The sequence below is a fragment of the Nonomuraea sp. NPDC004186 genome, assembly GCF_053603495.1.
Genome location: NZ_JBSGFQ010000020.1, coordinates 67,405 through 81,515, shown reverse-complemented (window position 1 = coordinate 81,515; position 14,111 = coordinate 67,405). Strand labels below are relative to the sequence as shown.

Sequence of the window (14,111 nt, the reverse complement as noted above, 5' to 3'; positions counted from 1 at the left end):
TTTCTCTACGAACATGTCACCGGCCGGCCGGTGCGGGCGGACTCGTGCGCGGCGGCGAGCACGGCGGTCACGTGCCGCGAACTCTCCACGCTGACCAGCGGCTCGGCGCCGGTACGGGCGCAGTCCACGAAGTGGTGGATCGCGTCGCGGTAGGCGCCCGCCGGGATGCCGTGCACGACCCGCTGGAGCATGTTGCGCGGGTAGGAGTAGGACTTCTCGGTGGCGAGCTGGATGTTCTCCTTCTGCCGGTCGAGCTGGATGACGCCCGACTCGCCGGCCACGGTGATGTAGCTGTCGACCATGGTCGGGAAGGTGTTCGGGTAGATCCAGGCCGACTCGAACGTGGCCACGGCGCCCCGGCTGAAGCGGGCCTGGATCTGCATCGCGTCGGGGGTGTCGATGCCCATCCCGCGCAGCTTGCCGTGGCGGGCGGTGGCGAAGACCTCCACGACGTGGTCGTCGTAGAGCCAGGTGACCAGGTCGATGTCGTGGCTCGACAGGAACCAGGCGCAGGTCGTCCGATCGGCCCAGCCGATCATCTCGGTGGGCACGTGGATCGTGTCGTCCTTGCGGGCGTAGCCCACGACCGGCTCGCCGATCAGCTCCATCTGCTGCTTGGCCTGCGCGTACGCGGGCACCCAGCGGTGGTTGAACAGGCACATCGCGGTGACGCCCGCCTGCCGGATCGCGGCCACGGAGCGGTCGGCGTCCTCGACCGTGGTCGTGAACGGCTTCTCGACCAGGATGTGCAGCCCTGCCTCCGCGGCCGCCACCATCACGTCCGCGTGCAGGTGGTCGGGGGTGGTGATCGACACGGCGTCGACGGTGCCGGAGTCGATCAGCTCCCGGTAGCCCGGATAGACGGCCGCCTGCGGGGCGGCGTCGAGAGGACGGCGCGCGACGGCGGTGACCTCGGCGTCCGGGTGGGCGGACAGGACTTCGGCGTGGCCGCGGCCCATGATCCCGGCGCCGACGATCCCGACTCTGAGCTTAGGCAAGTGCGTCATTCCATTGCTTCTCTGCGGCGTCGAGCGCCTCCTTGGCGCTCTTGGATCCCTGGAGGAAGGCCCTGATCTCCTCGGACAGCGACTCTCCGAGCTCGGCGTCCTTGGCCGTGCCCAGCGGGACGTACTCCAGCTTCGGCAGGCCCTTGACGATCACCCGGCGGGCGACGTCCATCGGGGAGTCGCCGGTGATGTCCGAGAAGAAGGCGTCCTTGGTGGAGGAGATCGTCGAGGGGTAGATCGGCACCAGCTTGCAGAACGCGAGCTGGTTGGCGCCGTTGGTGAAGAACTTGACGAACTCGGCCGCCGCCCGCTGGTGCTTGGACGCCTTGGGGATGGCCACGGTCTGCTGGGCGAGCAGCAGGTATCCGCCGGTCCCGGTCTGGACGGGCTCGGTGACGAGCAGGTCCTTGTAGACGTCGGGGGCGTTCTTCTCGACGTTGACCAGCGTCGCCGCGGACGCGCTCGCCGCCATCGCGATCTGGCCGTTCTCCAGGGTCTGCGGGTAGTTCCGGACGTCCTTGGAGATCGATCCCGGCGCGATGCCGTGCTTGTCGTAGCTCGCCTTGAACGTGTCCAGCAGCTTGGCGACCTCGGGCGTGTTGAACGTCGCCTTCTTCTTGTCGGCGCTCAGCAGTTCGATGCCGTAGTAGCGCAGCACCGAGGCGGCGTTGACGCCGGGGATGTCGTTGCTGCCGTAGACCTTGGTCTCGGCGTAGACCTTGTCGGCCAGGGCGAGGGCCTCGGCGTAGGACTTGGGCGGGGCCTTCTCGTCGAAGCCCGCCTTGCCGACGACGGACTTGCGGTAGATGCCCACGGGCGTGCCGCCGTTGTACCAGGGCACGGCATACAGCTTGCCCGCCACGCGCAGCGAGTCGACCAGGTTCGGCTGGAAGTCGGCGAGGTCGGCGGGCTTGAGCAACTCGTCGAGAGGGGCCAGCGACGGGGTGAACCGGCCGAGGTCGGAGGAGGCGATGTTGACCGCGTCGGGGACGTCGCCGCTGGCGACCGCGGCGAGCAGCTTGGTCGCGATGTCCTGCCCGGGCACGTCGACCCACTTGACGGTGACCTTGGGGTGCTCCTTCTGGTACTGGGCGATCAGCCCGTCGATGTAGGAGCCGAAGTTCTTCTTCAGGTTGATCGTCCAGAACTCGACCTCCCCCTCGAACGGCTGGTCGTCCGCCTGTCCCCCCGACGTGCTGCCCGACGTTCCGGCCACGCAGCCGGACGACATGAGAGCCAGCGCGAGCGCGCCTGCCCCCAACGCTCTTCTCCTCGACATCGGGGGACCTCCTGAGAATTATGGCCGTCCTTAATAATTCTTTCGGCACAATGACACTCCAGCGCCTGAGTCGTCAAGGGTCCCTGCTCAGATCCGCTCTTGACGGTCGAGATCGGCCGTCTATAGTCTGCGATCAAATTCTGGCCAACTCTTATCGAGGCTTTGGGCGTCACTATTAAGGACCGAAGGATGTGAGGCCGGTGGCCGCCAGCCGGATCCCAGGGCAGCGCTGGTACACGCCGTACCTCTTCCCCTTACCGGCCCTGGTGCTGTTCGGGGTGTTCTTCGCCTGGCCGGCCGTCACCGCCGTCCAGCTCTCCTTCACCGACTACGACGGCGTCAGCCCGCCCGTCTTCACCGGACTGGACAACTTCGTCAAGATCCTCGGGGACGCCAGGTTCTGGACCGCCCTGCGCAACTCGCTCGTGTTCCTCGTGGGCCTGTTCCCGCTGCTCGTCGTGCTCCCGCTGCCGCTGGCCGTGCTGGTAAACCAGAAGCTGCCCGGCATCAGGACGTTCCGGATGCTCTACTACCTGCCGGTCGTGACCTCGATGGTCGCGGTCGCGGTGGCCTGGAACTACGTCTTCCACCAGCAGGGCGTGGTCAACTGGCTGCTCACCGGCCTGGGCATCCTGGACGAGCCCATCCAGTACCTCCTCGACCCCGTCTGGGCGCTGCCCGCGCTGATCCTGGTCGAGGGCTGGAAGAACATGGGCGTCTACATGATGGTCTACCTCGCGGGCCTCCAGACGATCCCGTCGGAGCTCTACGAGGCCGCCAAGATAGACGGCGCCAACGGCTGGCACCGGATGCGGCGCATCACCGTCCCGCTGATGGTCCCCTACATCGCGGTCACCGTCACGATGGCCATGCTCGACGCGATGCAGGCGTTCACGACCGTCTTCGTGATGACCAAGGGCGGCCCGCAGGACGCCACCCTGATGCTCGGCTACTACATCTGGGCCGAGGCGTTCGAGAAGTACGACATGGGCTACGCCAGCGCCGTCGGCCTCGTCCTGTGGGTCCTGCTGATCGTGATGGCCCTGCTCAACTATCGGCTCACCAGCGGAAGGAAGGACGAGCGGTGACTCGGAGGCTCGGCTGGTGGGTGCGCCGCGCGGGCATGTACGTGCTGCTCACCGCGATCGCCCTGGCGTTCGTCGGCCCCTTTCTCATCCTGCTGTCGGCGGCGTTGAAACCGGCCGGCCAGGCCGTCTTCTCCTTCCCGCCGGACATCATCCCCCGGCCCCCGGTGCTCACCTGGGCCAAGGAGGCGTGGACGGCCATCCCGTTCCCGCGCTACCTGCTCAACTCCGCGTTCCTGGTGGCCGTGATGGTGCCGCTCTACATCCTGGTGTCGGCTCTGTGCGCGTACCCGCTGGCGCAGATGGCCTTCCGCGGCCGGAGCCTGATCTTCTTCGCGATCCTCGCCACCATGTTCCTGCCCGGCGAGGTGATGCTGCTGCCGAGGTTCCTGGTGGTCTCCCAGATCGGGATGGCCGACGGCTACCTGGGCGTGATCCTGCCCGGCCTGCTGTCGGCGTTCGGGATCTTCCTGCTCCGGCAGACCTTCGCCGGGGTGCCACGCGAGGTGGTGGACGCCGCCAGGACCGACGGCTGCCACGAACTGCGCATCTTCTGGCACGTCATGCTGCCGGCCGCCCGCCCCACCCTGGCGATCCTCGGCGTCTTCGGCTTCATCTCGGTCTGGAACAGCTTCATCTGGCCGATGGTCGTGCTGAAGGACTCCTCCCTGTATCCCATCTCGCTGGGGATCGCCTACCTGGCCGGAATCACCGGCACCGACATCCGCAGCCTGGCGGCGGGCACGATCATCTCGATCCTGCCCGTGGTCGTCTTCTTCATGATCATGCAACGACACGTCCTCGAAGGCATGCGCGGCGCGGTCAAGAGCTGACGCCGCCCGTTGTGAAAGGGTCATCCATGCTTACTCGCCGCCAATTCGGCGTGGGCGCGCTCTCCCTCGGCGCCCTGGCAGCACTGCCCGGCACGGCCCGCGCCGCGGCAGGCTACGACTACACCGCACGCGAGACGTTCGACCTGTTCGACAAGGTGTTCCACGAGAGCGGCAACGCCGGCCAGCCCACCGACACCAACGAGGCGGGCGGTCTCGGCTGGGGCGCCTCCTACGTGATGGCCGCCTACATCAGGATGTACGAGGCCTACCACGACACCACCTACCTGGACCGGCTCATCCACAACGCCGACCTCGTGCTGGGCAACCGCGACTCCGAGCGCGGCGTCAGGGACTACCGCGGCCTGTCGCTGCCCGCCTGGCGCAGCCTCGTCTACAGCGCGGGCGGCGTGAGCCTGCTCGACGCGTCGGGGCAGCCGCTCCTGGAGGTGCGCAGCGCGCTCGTCAACGTCAACGATGCGGTGGCGACCGTACGGGCGGGCACCTCGGACGGGCGGTTCACCCTGGAGGTGAACAACCCCGTCAAGAGCAAGGTGTCCACCTTCACCGACCTGAGTATGGACCCCGCCAGCCCCGACTACGCGGTGAAGCGGATCCTCGACGCCTACCCTTCGCCGACCATGGTGACGGCCAAGGACCTGCGTCCCTCGCCGGCGGGGGCGGCGATGCCGGCGCTCGGGACGTTCAAGCTGGCCGCCGCGCCGGTGATCTTCTCGGTGCACACCGGCATGATCACCTACCCGCTCGCGTCGTTCGTCCGGATCGTCCGCCGGGACCCGCGCCTCTTGCGCAACGCCCGCTACCGGGCCAAGGCCGCCGAATACCTGAAGGCGTGCCGGGACGCCGCTGCCGCGCACGACCCCGAATGGGTGGCGGACGGCTACTACATCTGGCCCAAGGGCATGCCCGTCCCCTACGACGGCGTCGAACAGCCGATCAACCAGAGCGTCGGTCTCGGCCAGACGTACGCGGAGCTGGCGGCGGCGACCCGCGACCCGTTCTTCCGCGACCGCACCCGCCGGCTCGCCGCCACGTTCGCCCGCGACCTCAAGACCAACGACAAGGACGCCTACTACTGGCCGTACTGGCCCAGCTTCGGCAAGCTCTACAGCGGCTACACCAAGGCGGACGGCGTCTCCGAGTGGACCCCGTCCTACGGCACCCCGCCCAAGGGCGGGCAGCAGATCGAGGACCTCAGCCACGGCGGCATCGACGTCGAGTTCGCCGCCGCCGCGCACCGGTTCGGCCTCGCCTTCACCGACGCCGACATGGGTCGCTTCGCCCGCAGCTACACCAAGAACATGGCCACCACCGACAACGGCGTGGCGACGACGTTCCTGCGGGTGGACGGCACCGGCGGCCTGGCCGCCGCCGGGCAGTATCTGCAGGCGCCGCGCTACATGCCGGTGGCCCAGTGGGACCCGGCCCTGTTCACGCACGCGCTGGCGGTCTACGCCGACCACGCCGTCCAGTCGCAGTACGGCTCCACGCTGCTGTCGGTCGCCTACCTCAACTGGCAGCCCCGCCGCTGATCAGCCGCGGAAGGCCGCGGCGGCGGTGAGGAACGCGTCGTTCGCCTCGGGGGAACCGATGGACACCCGCGCGCCCTCCCCGGCGAACGGCCGCACCGCCACGCCCTCCACGGCGCAGGCGGCCGCGAAGTCGAGGGTGCGCTCACCGAGCCTGAGCCAGACGAAGTTGGCCTCGGTGGGCGGCACCGTCCAGCCCTGGGCGATGAGTGCCTCCCGGACCCTCGTACGCTCCTTGACCACGTGCTCGACCCGCTCCAGCAGCTCGTCCTCGGCCTTGAGCGAGGCGATGGCCGCCACCTGGGCGAGGTGGTTGACCGCGAACGGGATGATCGTCTTGCGGATCGCCGTCGCCACGGGCTCGTGCGCGACCAGGTAGCCGACCCGCAGGCCCGCCAGCCCGTACGCCTTGGAGAACGTGCGCAGCACGCAGACGTTCGGCCGGTCGCGGTAGAGGGTGAGGCCGTCGGGGACGTCCTCGTCACGCACGTACTCCCGGTAGGCCTCGTCCAGCACCACCAGCACATGCTCGGGCACCCGGTCCAGGAACGCCTCCAGCGCGCTCCGGCGGATCGAGGTGCCGGTCGGGTTGTTCGGGTTGCACACGAACACCATGCGCGTGCGCTCGTTGATCGCCTCCGCCATGGCGTCCAGGTCGTGGTCCTCCCCGGCCAACGGCACCATGACCGACTTCACCCCGGCGAGGTCGGCCAGCAGCGGGTACGCCTCGAACGACCGCCACGCGTAGACGACCTCGACCCCGGGCTCCCCGATCGACTCGAACAGCTGCTGCGCCACCGTGACGGACCCCGCGCCGAGCGCGATGTTGTCGGCCGGCACCCCGAACCGCTCCGCGATGGCCTCCGTCAGCCCGACGGCGCCGGGGTCGGGGTAGCGGTTGATCTGCCGCGCCCCCTCGGCGATCGCCTCGACCACGGACGGCAGCGGGTCGTACGGGGATTCGTTGGAGGACAGCTTGAACGACCGGCCGTCGGGGGTCGCTACGACCTTGCCCGGCTTGTAGGCGGCCATGGTGTCCAGGATGTGGCGGAAACGAGGCATACCCCAACCATATGAGGCCAGGCAGGCCGAGGCACCACCTGGCCTCGCGGTGTGCCGGGGTCCGGTTTCGCCGGACCCCGGCGCCTGCTCTCAGACGAGCGAGCGCACCACCACGGTCTGGTCGCGGCCGGGGCCCACGCCGATGGCCGAGACCGGGGCGCCACTCATCTCCTCCAGCGCCCGCACGTACGCCTGCGCGTTCGGCGGCAGATCGTCGAAGTCCTTCGCGCTCGTGATGTCCTCCTGCCACCCCGGCAGCTCTTCGTAGATCGGCACGGCGTGGTGGAAGTCCGTCTGCGTCATCGGGATCTCGTCGTGCCGCACCCCGTCCACGTCGTACGCCACGCACACCGGGATCCGCTCCAGCCCCGACAGCACGTCCAGCTTGGTGAGGAAGTAGTCGGTGATGCCGTTGATCCGGGTCGCGTAGCGGGCGATGACCGCGTCGAACCAGCCGCAGCGGCGGTTACGGCCCGTGGTGACGCCGTACTCCCCGCCCGTCTGGCGCAGCCACTCGCCGACCTCGTCGGTGAGCTCGGTCGGGAAGGGGCCGGAGCCGACCCGGGTCGTGTACGCCTTGAGGATGCCGATGATCTTGGTGAGGCGGTTCGGCGGGATCCCGGCCCCGGCGCAGGCGCCCCCGGAGGTCGGCGAGGAGGACGTGACGAAGGGGTAGGTGCCGTGGTCGATGTCCAGCAGCGTGCCCTGACCGCCCTCCAGCAGCACGAACTTGCCCTCGTCCAGCGCCTTGGAGAGCACCAGCGAGGTGTCGGCGATGTGCGGCTTGAGGCGCTCGGCGTAGGCGAGGTACTCGTCCAGGACCGCCGTGGGGTCGATGCCGCGGCGGTTGTAGACCTTGGTGAGCACCTGGTTCTTCTCGCCCAGGGCGACCTCGATCTTCTTGGCCAGGATGCCGGGGTCGAGCAGGTCCTGGACGCGCACGCCCATACGGGCGATCTTGTCGCCGTACGCAGGCCCGATGCCGCGGCCCGTGGTGCCGATCCTGGCCTTGCCGAGGTATCGCTCGGTGACCTTGTCGAGGGCCTTGTGGTGCGGCATGATCAGGTGCGCGTTCGAGGAGATCAGCAGGCGCTCGGCGGAGATGCCGCGCGCGGCGAGCCCGTCGATCTCGCTCAGCAGCACGCCGGGGTCGATGACCACGCCGTTGCCGATCACGGGGACCACGTCGGGCGACAGGATTCCCGTCGGTAGAAGGTGCAGCGCGTATTTCTGGTCCCCGATGACCACGGTGTGTCCCGCGTTGTTGCCACCCTGATAGCGGACGACGTAGTCGACGTCGCCACCGAGCAGGTCGGTGGCCTTGCCCTTGCCCTCATCGCCCCACTGGGCGCCTACGAGAACGGCAGCCGGCATGGTTCAGTCTCCCGTGCACAAAACGAAAACCCCTGGCGCAAGCGCGACAGGGGCTCTTGCGTAGAGAGACTACCCGAACGTGCCTATTCGTCCCAAGACAACGAGGACTAACCCTTGGCGAGCGCCTCGTAGCCCGTCTCGGTGCTGTCCCTGAGGAACTGTACGCATCGCTCGGCCTCGTCCTTCTCGCCGATCGCCTGGGCGGCCCTGGACAGGGCGTACAGGCAGCGCAGGAAGCCCCGGTTGGGCTCGTGCTCCCAGGGGATGGGCCCGTGTCCCTTCCAGCCGCTGCGGCGGAGCGCGTCGAGCCCGCGGTGGTAGCCCGTGCGGGCGAAAGCGTAGGAAGTGACGGCGTGCCCCTGTGCGAAGTACTCTTCCGCGAGCGTTGCCCAGGCCGCCGGGTAGGCGGGGAAACGGGCGGCCACGTCCGCGGCCTTGGCTCCGGAGTCGAGCGCCTCCCTGGCCTCGGGCAGATCCGGCAGTTGAGTCGGGGGCGGCCCGGCGAGAAGGTTATCCATAGGACAAGTCATACCCGCCGGGCCATGAAACTGGCTAGGAGATCTTCGTCCCAGCGCTCTTGAGGTTCTCGCACGCCTCCACGACGCGCTTGGCCATGCCGGCCTCGGCGCTCTTGCCGTAGGAACGGGGGTCGTACGTCTTCTTGTTGCCCACGTCGCCGTCCACCTTGAGCACGCCGTCGTAGTTGCGGAACATGTGGTCCGCGATCGGCCTGGTGAAGGCGTACTGGGTGTCGGTGTCGATGTTCATCTTGACGACGCCGTACGAGATCGCCTCGTGGATCTCCTCCAGCGACGAGCCGGAGCCGCCGTGGAAGACCAGGTCGAACGGCTTGTCCTTGCCGTACTTGGCCGCGACCGCCTCCTGGATGTCCTTCAGCACGCCCGGACGCAGCTTGACGTGACCGGGCTTGTAGACGCCGTGGACGTTGCCGAACGTGGCGGCCAGCAGGTAGCGGCCCTTCTCGCCGATCCCGACGGCCTCGGCCGTGGCCAGGGCGTCCTCGGGGGTCGTGTAGAGCTTCTCGTTGATCTCGCCGACGACGCCGTCCTCCTCACCGCCGACGACGCCGATCTCCATCTCCATGATGATCCGCGCCCTGGCGCACTTCTCCAGGAGCTCCTTGGCGATCTCCAGGTTCTCCTCCAGCGGCACGGCGGAGCCGTCCCACATGTGGGACTGGAAGAGCGGGTCGAGGCCCTTGGCGACCCGTTCCAGGGAGATGTCGAGCAGCGGCCTCATGAAGCCGTCGAGCTTGTCCTTCGGGCAGTGGTCGGTGTGCAGCGCCACCGTCACGGGATATTTGGCGGCCACCACCCGCGCGTACTCGGCCAGCGCCGTGGCCCCCGTGACCATGTCCTTGACGGTCGCGCCGGACAGGAACTCGGCGCCGCCCGTGGAGACCTGGACGATGCCGTCGCTCTCGGCCTCGGCGAAGCCCCGCAGAGCGGCGTTCAGCGTCTGCGATGAGGTCACGTTGATCGCCGGGTAGGCGAATCCGCCGGCCTTCGCCCGGTCGAGCATCTCAGCGTAGACCTCTGGAGTCGCAATAGGCATGATTCATCTCCCTGAGAAGTAACGGCTTCGCGCAGGCCCAGTATCCCGACTCACTACCCCGTGTGGTAGACACAACGCGTTTGTCGCCTCTACAGGTAGGCTCTCGGCGTGGACTGGCTCTGGAATCTCCTCGACCCGACGTGGTGGCTGACCGTGTTGGGGGCTTTCGCGACGATCGGCGTTCTCGCCATCATCTTCGCCGAAACGGGCTTGCTGCTCGGGTTCTTCCTCCCCGGCGACTCGCTGCTGGTGGCCGCGGGGATTTTCAGCTCGGCCTCGGTGGCGCAGGGAATGGGCATCGAGCCGCTCTCCTTTCCCGTCCTCTTGATCGGCACGCCTCTGTGCGCCATTGCGGGCGCCCAACTCGGGCATTTCCTGGGGGCCAGGTTCGGCCGCAGGCTCTTCGAGAAACCTGATTCGCGCTTGTTCAAGAGGGAGCACGTCGTCAGGGCCGAGGAGTTCTTCCAGAAGTTCGGTCCGGCCAGGGCGGTGATTCTGGCCAGGTTCGTGCCGATCGTGCGCACGTTCATGAATCCCGTCGCGGGCGTGCTGGAGATGCCGGCCAAGCGTTTCTTCCTGTGGAACGTCGTCGGCGGCGTCGTCTGGGTCGAGGGCCTGCTCCTGCTCGGCCACTTCCTCGGCAGCAAGGTCGACCCCAAGCAGATCGACAAGTACATCCTGCCGGGCGTCTTCGTCATCGTGTTCATCTCGCTGATCCCGATCATCGTCGAGGTGATCAAGAAGCGCAGGGAGCACAAGAGCCTTCCTGAGCCCAACGGCAAACACCACCGCGTGCCGACCGACACCCAGTTCTGAGCCGAAAACCGGGGGTTACCCGGGGTACGCTGCCCCCTGTGGGACGCCACAGGTCAGATCCGATGGGCGTCGCCCGTATGGCGCTCGCCGTCCTCGCCGCGGGCGCCGTGGTGACGCTGCTGGTCATCGGCGGCCGCGCGCTGTTCGGCTCGTTCGGCGCGACGCCGCCCGAACGCGAGCGCGCGTCGGCCGTCACGCCCGGCCCCGCCGCGGAGACCACCGCGCGGGTGCCGACCGTGCACATCGAGTGCCTGGCCGATGCCTGCCCCGTCGTCACCGTACGCGTGCCGGGCGGCGACGTGCTGCAGTATCGCGAGATGAGCAGGGGCGAGGAGGTCAGCTACTACGAGCCGGAGCTCGACGTCGTGCTCAGCGACGCGGGCACCGTCCGCGTCACCGAGAACGGCAAGCCGCGCGAGCAGGGGAAGGCCGGCGCCCGGGAGGCGTTCACCGTCAAGTCGTCCGGCGGCTGACGCTCGGCGGCTCCGGACCTTCAGAGCCCGAGGTCGCCGAGGGTGAAGACCGAGCGGTACTCCAGTCCCTCACCGGTGATGCGCTCGCGCGCGCCCCGGTCGACGATCGTGGCCACGGCCACCACCTCGGCCCCCGCCTCGCGCAGCGCCTCCACGGCCGTCAGCGGCGAGGAGCCCGTCGTGGAGGTGTCCTCGACGGCCAGCACCCGCCGCCCCTTCACCTCGGGCCCCTCGATCCTGCGCTGCATGCCGTGCTGCTTCTGCGCCTTGCGCACCACGAACGCGTCGAGCGTGCGCCCGCGCGCCGCCGCCGCGTGCAGCATCGCGCCCGCGACCGGGTCGGCCCCCAGCGTGAGCCCGCCCACCGCGTCGAACTCCAGGTCGGCCGTCAGGTCGAGCATCACCCGGCCGACGAGCGGCGCGGCCACCCCGTCGAGGGTGATGCGGCGCAGGTCGAGGTAGAAGTCGGCCTCCATGCCGGAGGAGAGGATGACCTTGCCGTGGACGACGGCCTTGCTCTTGATCTCGGCCAGCAGGTTGTCGCGATCCGTCATGCGCCCAAGCTTATGGCTCCGGCCGGAGGGCCCGTCGCGGCGCCCTCGAAACCTCTCGAAGGTAAAGGCGCGGGTGCGGTTTAGTCCCGGCGGGGAGTGCGGAATGAATGCGCGAGGCAACCCCGTGTAATCGTGAGGTCACTATGGGTGGCGTAACTCCGCAAAGCGACGCAGAGCTTCTCCAGGCGGTCAGAGAGGGCAACGCCGCCGCCTACGGGCAGCTCTACGAGCGCCACGCTGCCGCCGCCCGCGCGCTGGCCAGGCAGCTCGTCCGGCGCTCCGAGGTCGAGGACGTGGTCGCGGAGTCGTTCACGAAGATCCTCGACCTGGTCGGCAGGGGCGGTGGGCCCGAGTCCGGCTTCCGCACCTATCTGCTGACGGTGGTGCGGCGCACGGTCTACGACCGCTCCAGGATCGAGAGCCGTCAGGTGGCCACGGGCGAGATCGAGGAGTACGACCCGGGGGTGCCGTTCGTCGATCCGGCGCTCGTGGAGCTGGAGAAGTCGCTGATCGCCAAGGCGTTCCTGTCGCTGCCCGAGCGGTGGCGGGCGGTGCTCTGGCACACCGAGGTCGAACGGTGCAAACCGGCCCAGGTGGCGCCGCTGCTGGGCCTGTCGCCCAACGGCGTGGCGGCGCTCGCGTACCGGGCGAGGGAGGGGCTGCGGCAGGCCTACCTGCAGATGCACCTGGGTTCGCCGCCGAAGCACGACTGCCGGCCCGTCCTGGGCAAGATGGGCGCGTACGTCCGCGACGGGTTGACCAGGCGCGACGCCAAGGTGGTCGACGAGCATGTGGCCGCCTGCGAGGAGTGCAACGGGGTCCTGCTGGAGCTGACCGACGTCAACCGCGGGCTTCGCGTCATGGTCGGCCCGCTGGTCGCGGGGCCGATCTTCGGCGGGTATGCGACGACGCTGGCGAAGTCGGCCGCGGGCGGCGGCGCGGGCGGGCTGCTGCGGGCGTTCCCCCGGCTGTGGCGGGGGCCCAGGCAGCAGCTGGCCGCGATGGCCGGCAGCATGGCCGTCACCGTGGCCGTGGCGGCCGGGCTGCTGCTGGTCACCGACGAGAAGCCGATCGCGAGGCCAACCGCCGCCGTACCGGTCGCGGGGCCGCCGCCGTTCGCCGGCGAGCCCATGCCGGTGCCCGTGCCGTTGCAGAGCGAGGAGCCCACGCGGGTGCGGCCGCCGGCCAGGAGCCCGGTCAAGAGCCCTGTCACGAGCGGGGAGCCGGGCAGGGCGCGGCTGCGTGCCACCGTCGAGGCGCTGGGCTCGCTCGTACGCGCCCGGCCCGGCATCGTCGGCCTGCGCCTGCGCAACTATGGCGAGGCGCCCAGCGAGGAGTTGACGGCGTTCGTGGACCTGCCCTCCGGCGTGACGCTCGTCCCGCCCGCGCGGCGCGACGACCGCGACACCGTGGGCACCGTGGACGGGTGGGCGTGCCGCCCCTCCGGGCACGACGCGCGGTGCGCCAGGGCGCCGCTGGCGGCGGGGCAGGGCACGGCGTTGTTCCTGCGGGTACGGGTGGCGGCGGAGGCGCCGGAGGGCGCGGGCCCGGCCGTCCGGATCGACTCGGGCCCGCTGCACGTCACGGCGCAGGCGGAGGACGGCGTACGGACGACCGGGGCGCCCGCCAGGTTCGCCACCGACGGGAAGGTGGCCGTCAGGGCGATCGGCAACTCGCTGCTGACCTGCCCCGAGACTGCGGACGGCTGCGCGGAGGCCCGGAAGCGCCGGCGCGGCCAGCGCGACAACGACCTCTGGCCGATGACCGCGCTCGACCAGGACGGCAGCTCCGGCACCGGCGCGTCCAGCGGGGCCGCGCTGAGCCTGCCCAAGGGGAGCAAGGTCGTGTGGGCCGGCCTCTACTGGTCCGCGAGCGCGACGACGGCCGGGCCCATCAAGGTCAGACCGCCGGGGCGGCGCCAGTACACGCTGGTCAAACCCGACGACGTGGCGCTCCGCGAGCTGCCCTCAGGGGCCGTCTACCAGGCGTACGCCGACGTCAGCGAGCTGGTCTCCGCCTCCGACCGCAACGGCACGTGGTGGGCGGCCGACATGCCCATGGAAGAAGGGGTGTCCCGGCATGCCGGATGGAGCCTGGTGCTGATCGTCACGGATCCCGCGGAGCCGTACAGCCAGGCCATGGTGCTCGACGCGGCCACCGTGGTCGGCGGGTCGGCGGGACGGGTGCGCATACCGCTCGGCGGGCTGAGCCCGGCCGCCTCGCCCGCCAGGGTCGAGCTGGTGACGTGGGAGGGCGACGCCGATCTCAAGGGTGACAAGGTCTCGCTCGGGTCCGGCGCGCTCGCCCCCGAGGGCGGCGATCGGGACGCGTCGAACGTCTTCGACGAGTCCTCGACCGGCGCGGCGGAGATGACGTTCGGCGTCGACGTCGACACGGTCGGGGCCGAACTCGGGGTGGATCCGGGGCTGACGATCGCGACGGACAAGGATGTCGTGCTGTTCGGGGTGGCCGCGTTGAGCGTCCGAGCGCGATCATGACTGTGAAC

At 69.4% G+C, this 14,111-nt stretch carries 13 protein-coding genes; 6 read left to right on the top strand and 7 right to left on the bottom strand.

Annotated features, from left to right (window positions below):
* Window positions 1-5: 5 nt before the first annotated feature.
* Together ACWEPL_RS18765 and ACWEPL_RS18760 are read right to left on the bottom strand one after the other, a co-directional pair.
* Window positions 6-1,007 carry a Gfo/Idh/MocA family protein gene (locus tag ACWEPL_RS18765; protein WP_363977128.1) on the bottom strand — a complete coding sequence of 334 codons (1,002 nt, stop codon included), beginning with the start codon at window positions 1,005-1,007 and terminating at the stop codon, window positions 6-8.
* A complete protein-coding gene (locus tag ACWEPL_RS18760) occupies window positions 991-2,286 on the bottom strand; it encodes an ABC transporter substrate-binding protein (protein WP_364253960.1) in 1,296 nt (431 codons plus the stop codon). The genes ACWEPL_RS18765 and ACWEPL_RS18760 overlap by 17 nt, the downstream gene beginning before the upstream one ends.
* 200 nt (window positions 2,287-2,486) lie before the next feature.
* Between ACWEPL_RS18760 and ACWEPL_RS18755 the strand changes: the two genes are divergently transcribed.
* Genes ACWEPL_RS18755 through ACWEPL_RS18745 form a run of 3 tightly spaced genes read left to right on the top strand, consistent with a single transcriptional unit; the run spans window position 2,487 to window position 5,754 of the window.
* Window positions 2,487-3,374 (top strand): carbohydrate ABC transporter permease, encoded by an 888-nt coding sequence (locus ACWEPL_RS18755; protein WP_350732609.1) that lies wholly within the window; start codon window positions 2,487-2,489, stop codon window positions 3,372-3,374.
* Window positions 3,371-4,204, top strand: a complete 834-nt coding sequence (locus ACWEPL_RS18750; protein ID WP_350732611.1) for a carbohydrate ABC transporter permease — start codon at window positions 3,371-3,373, stop codon at window positions 4,202-4,204. The genes ACWEPL_RS18755 and ACWEPL_RS18750 overlap by 4 nt, the downstream gene beginning before the upstream one ends.
* Before the next feature lie 26 nt (window positions 4,205-4,230).
* Complete coding sequence (locus ACWEPL_RS18745; RefSeq protein WP_452436922.1) at window positions 4,231-5,754, top strand: hypothetical protein; 1,524 nt, start codon at window positions 4,231-4,233, stop codon at window positions 5,752-5,754.
* Here ACWEPL_RS18745 and hisC read toward each other — a convergent pair whose 3' ends face one another.
* The 4 genes from hisC to fbaA all read right to left on the bottom strand — a co-directional run bounded on the left by hisC (window position 5,755) and on the right by fbaA (window position 9,762).
* Entirely contained in the window at window positions 5,755-6,813 is a 1,059-nt protein-coding gene (hisC, locus tag ACWEPL_RS18740) for a histidinol-phosphate transaminase (RefSeq protein ID WP_397369022.1), read from the bottom strand. It lies immediately after the preceding gene.
* 90 nt (window positions 6,814-6,903) lie between these two features.
* A complete protein-coding gene (locus tag ACWEPL_RS18735; RefSeq protein ID WP_355202845.1) occupies window positions 6,904-8,187 on the bottom strand; it encodes an adenylosuccinate synthase in 1,284 nt (427 codons plus the stop codon).
* A 107-nt stretch (window positions 8,188-8,294) separates the two neighbouring features.
* Window positions 8,295-8,705: a DUF3151 domain-containing protein gene (locus ACWEPL_RS18730; protein ID WP_350732618.1), complete on the bottom strand. Its 411-nt coding sequence runs from the start codon at window positions 8,703-8,705 to the stop codon at window positions 8,295-8,297.
* Window positions 8,706-8,739: 34 nt separating this feature from the next.
* Window positions 8,740-9,762: a class II fructose-bisphosphate aldolase gene (gene fbaA, locus ACWEPL_RS18725; protein ID WP_363977113.1), complete on the bottom strand. Its 1,023-nt coding sequence runs from the start codon at window positions 9,760-9,762 to the stop codon at window positions 8,740-8,742.
* A gap of 108 nt (window positions 9,763-9,870) precedes the next feature.
* Between fbaA and ACWEPL_RS18720 the strand changes: the two genes are divergently transcribed.
* Window positions 9,871-10,578, top strand: coding sequence for a DedA family protein (locus ACWEPL_RS18720; RefSeq protein WP_350732620.1), 708 nt, complete (start codon window positions 9,871-9,873; stop codon window positions 10,576-10,578).
* A 62-nt stretch (window positions 10,579-10,640) separates the two neighbouring features.
* On the top strand, window positions 10,641-11,051 hold the full coding sequence (locus ACWEPL_RS18715; protein ID WP_363977107.1) for a hypothetical protein: 411 nt from the start codon (window positions 10,641-10,643) through the stop codon (window positions 11,049-11,051).
* 20 nt (window positions 11,052-11,071) lie between these two features.
* Here the strand turns inward: ACWEPL_RS18715 and pyrE are convergent, their stop codons facing one another.
* On the bottom strand, window positions 11,072-11,605 hold the full coding sequence (gene pyrE / locus ACWEPL_RS18710; protein ID WP_350732624.1) for an orotate phosphoribosyltransferase: 534 nt from the start codon (window positions 11,603-11,605) through the stop codon (window positions 11,072-11,074).
* A 143-nt stretch (window positions 11,606-11,748) separates the two neighbouring features.
* On the opposite strand from pyrE, the gene ACWEPL_RS18705 reads away from it, so the two are divergent.
* Window positions 11,749-14,103, top strand: a complete 2,355-nt coding sequence (locus ACWEPL_RS18705; protein ID WP_452436921.1) for a sigma-70 family RNA polymerase sigma factor — start codon at window positions 11,749-11,751, stop codon at window positions 14,101-14,103.
* Window positions 14,104-14,111 lie beyond the last annotated feature (8 nt).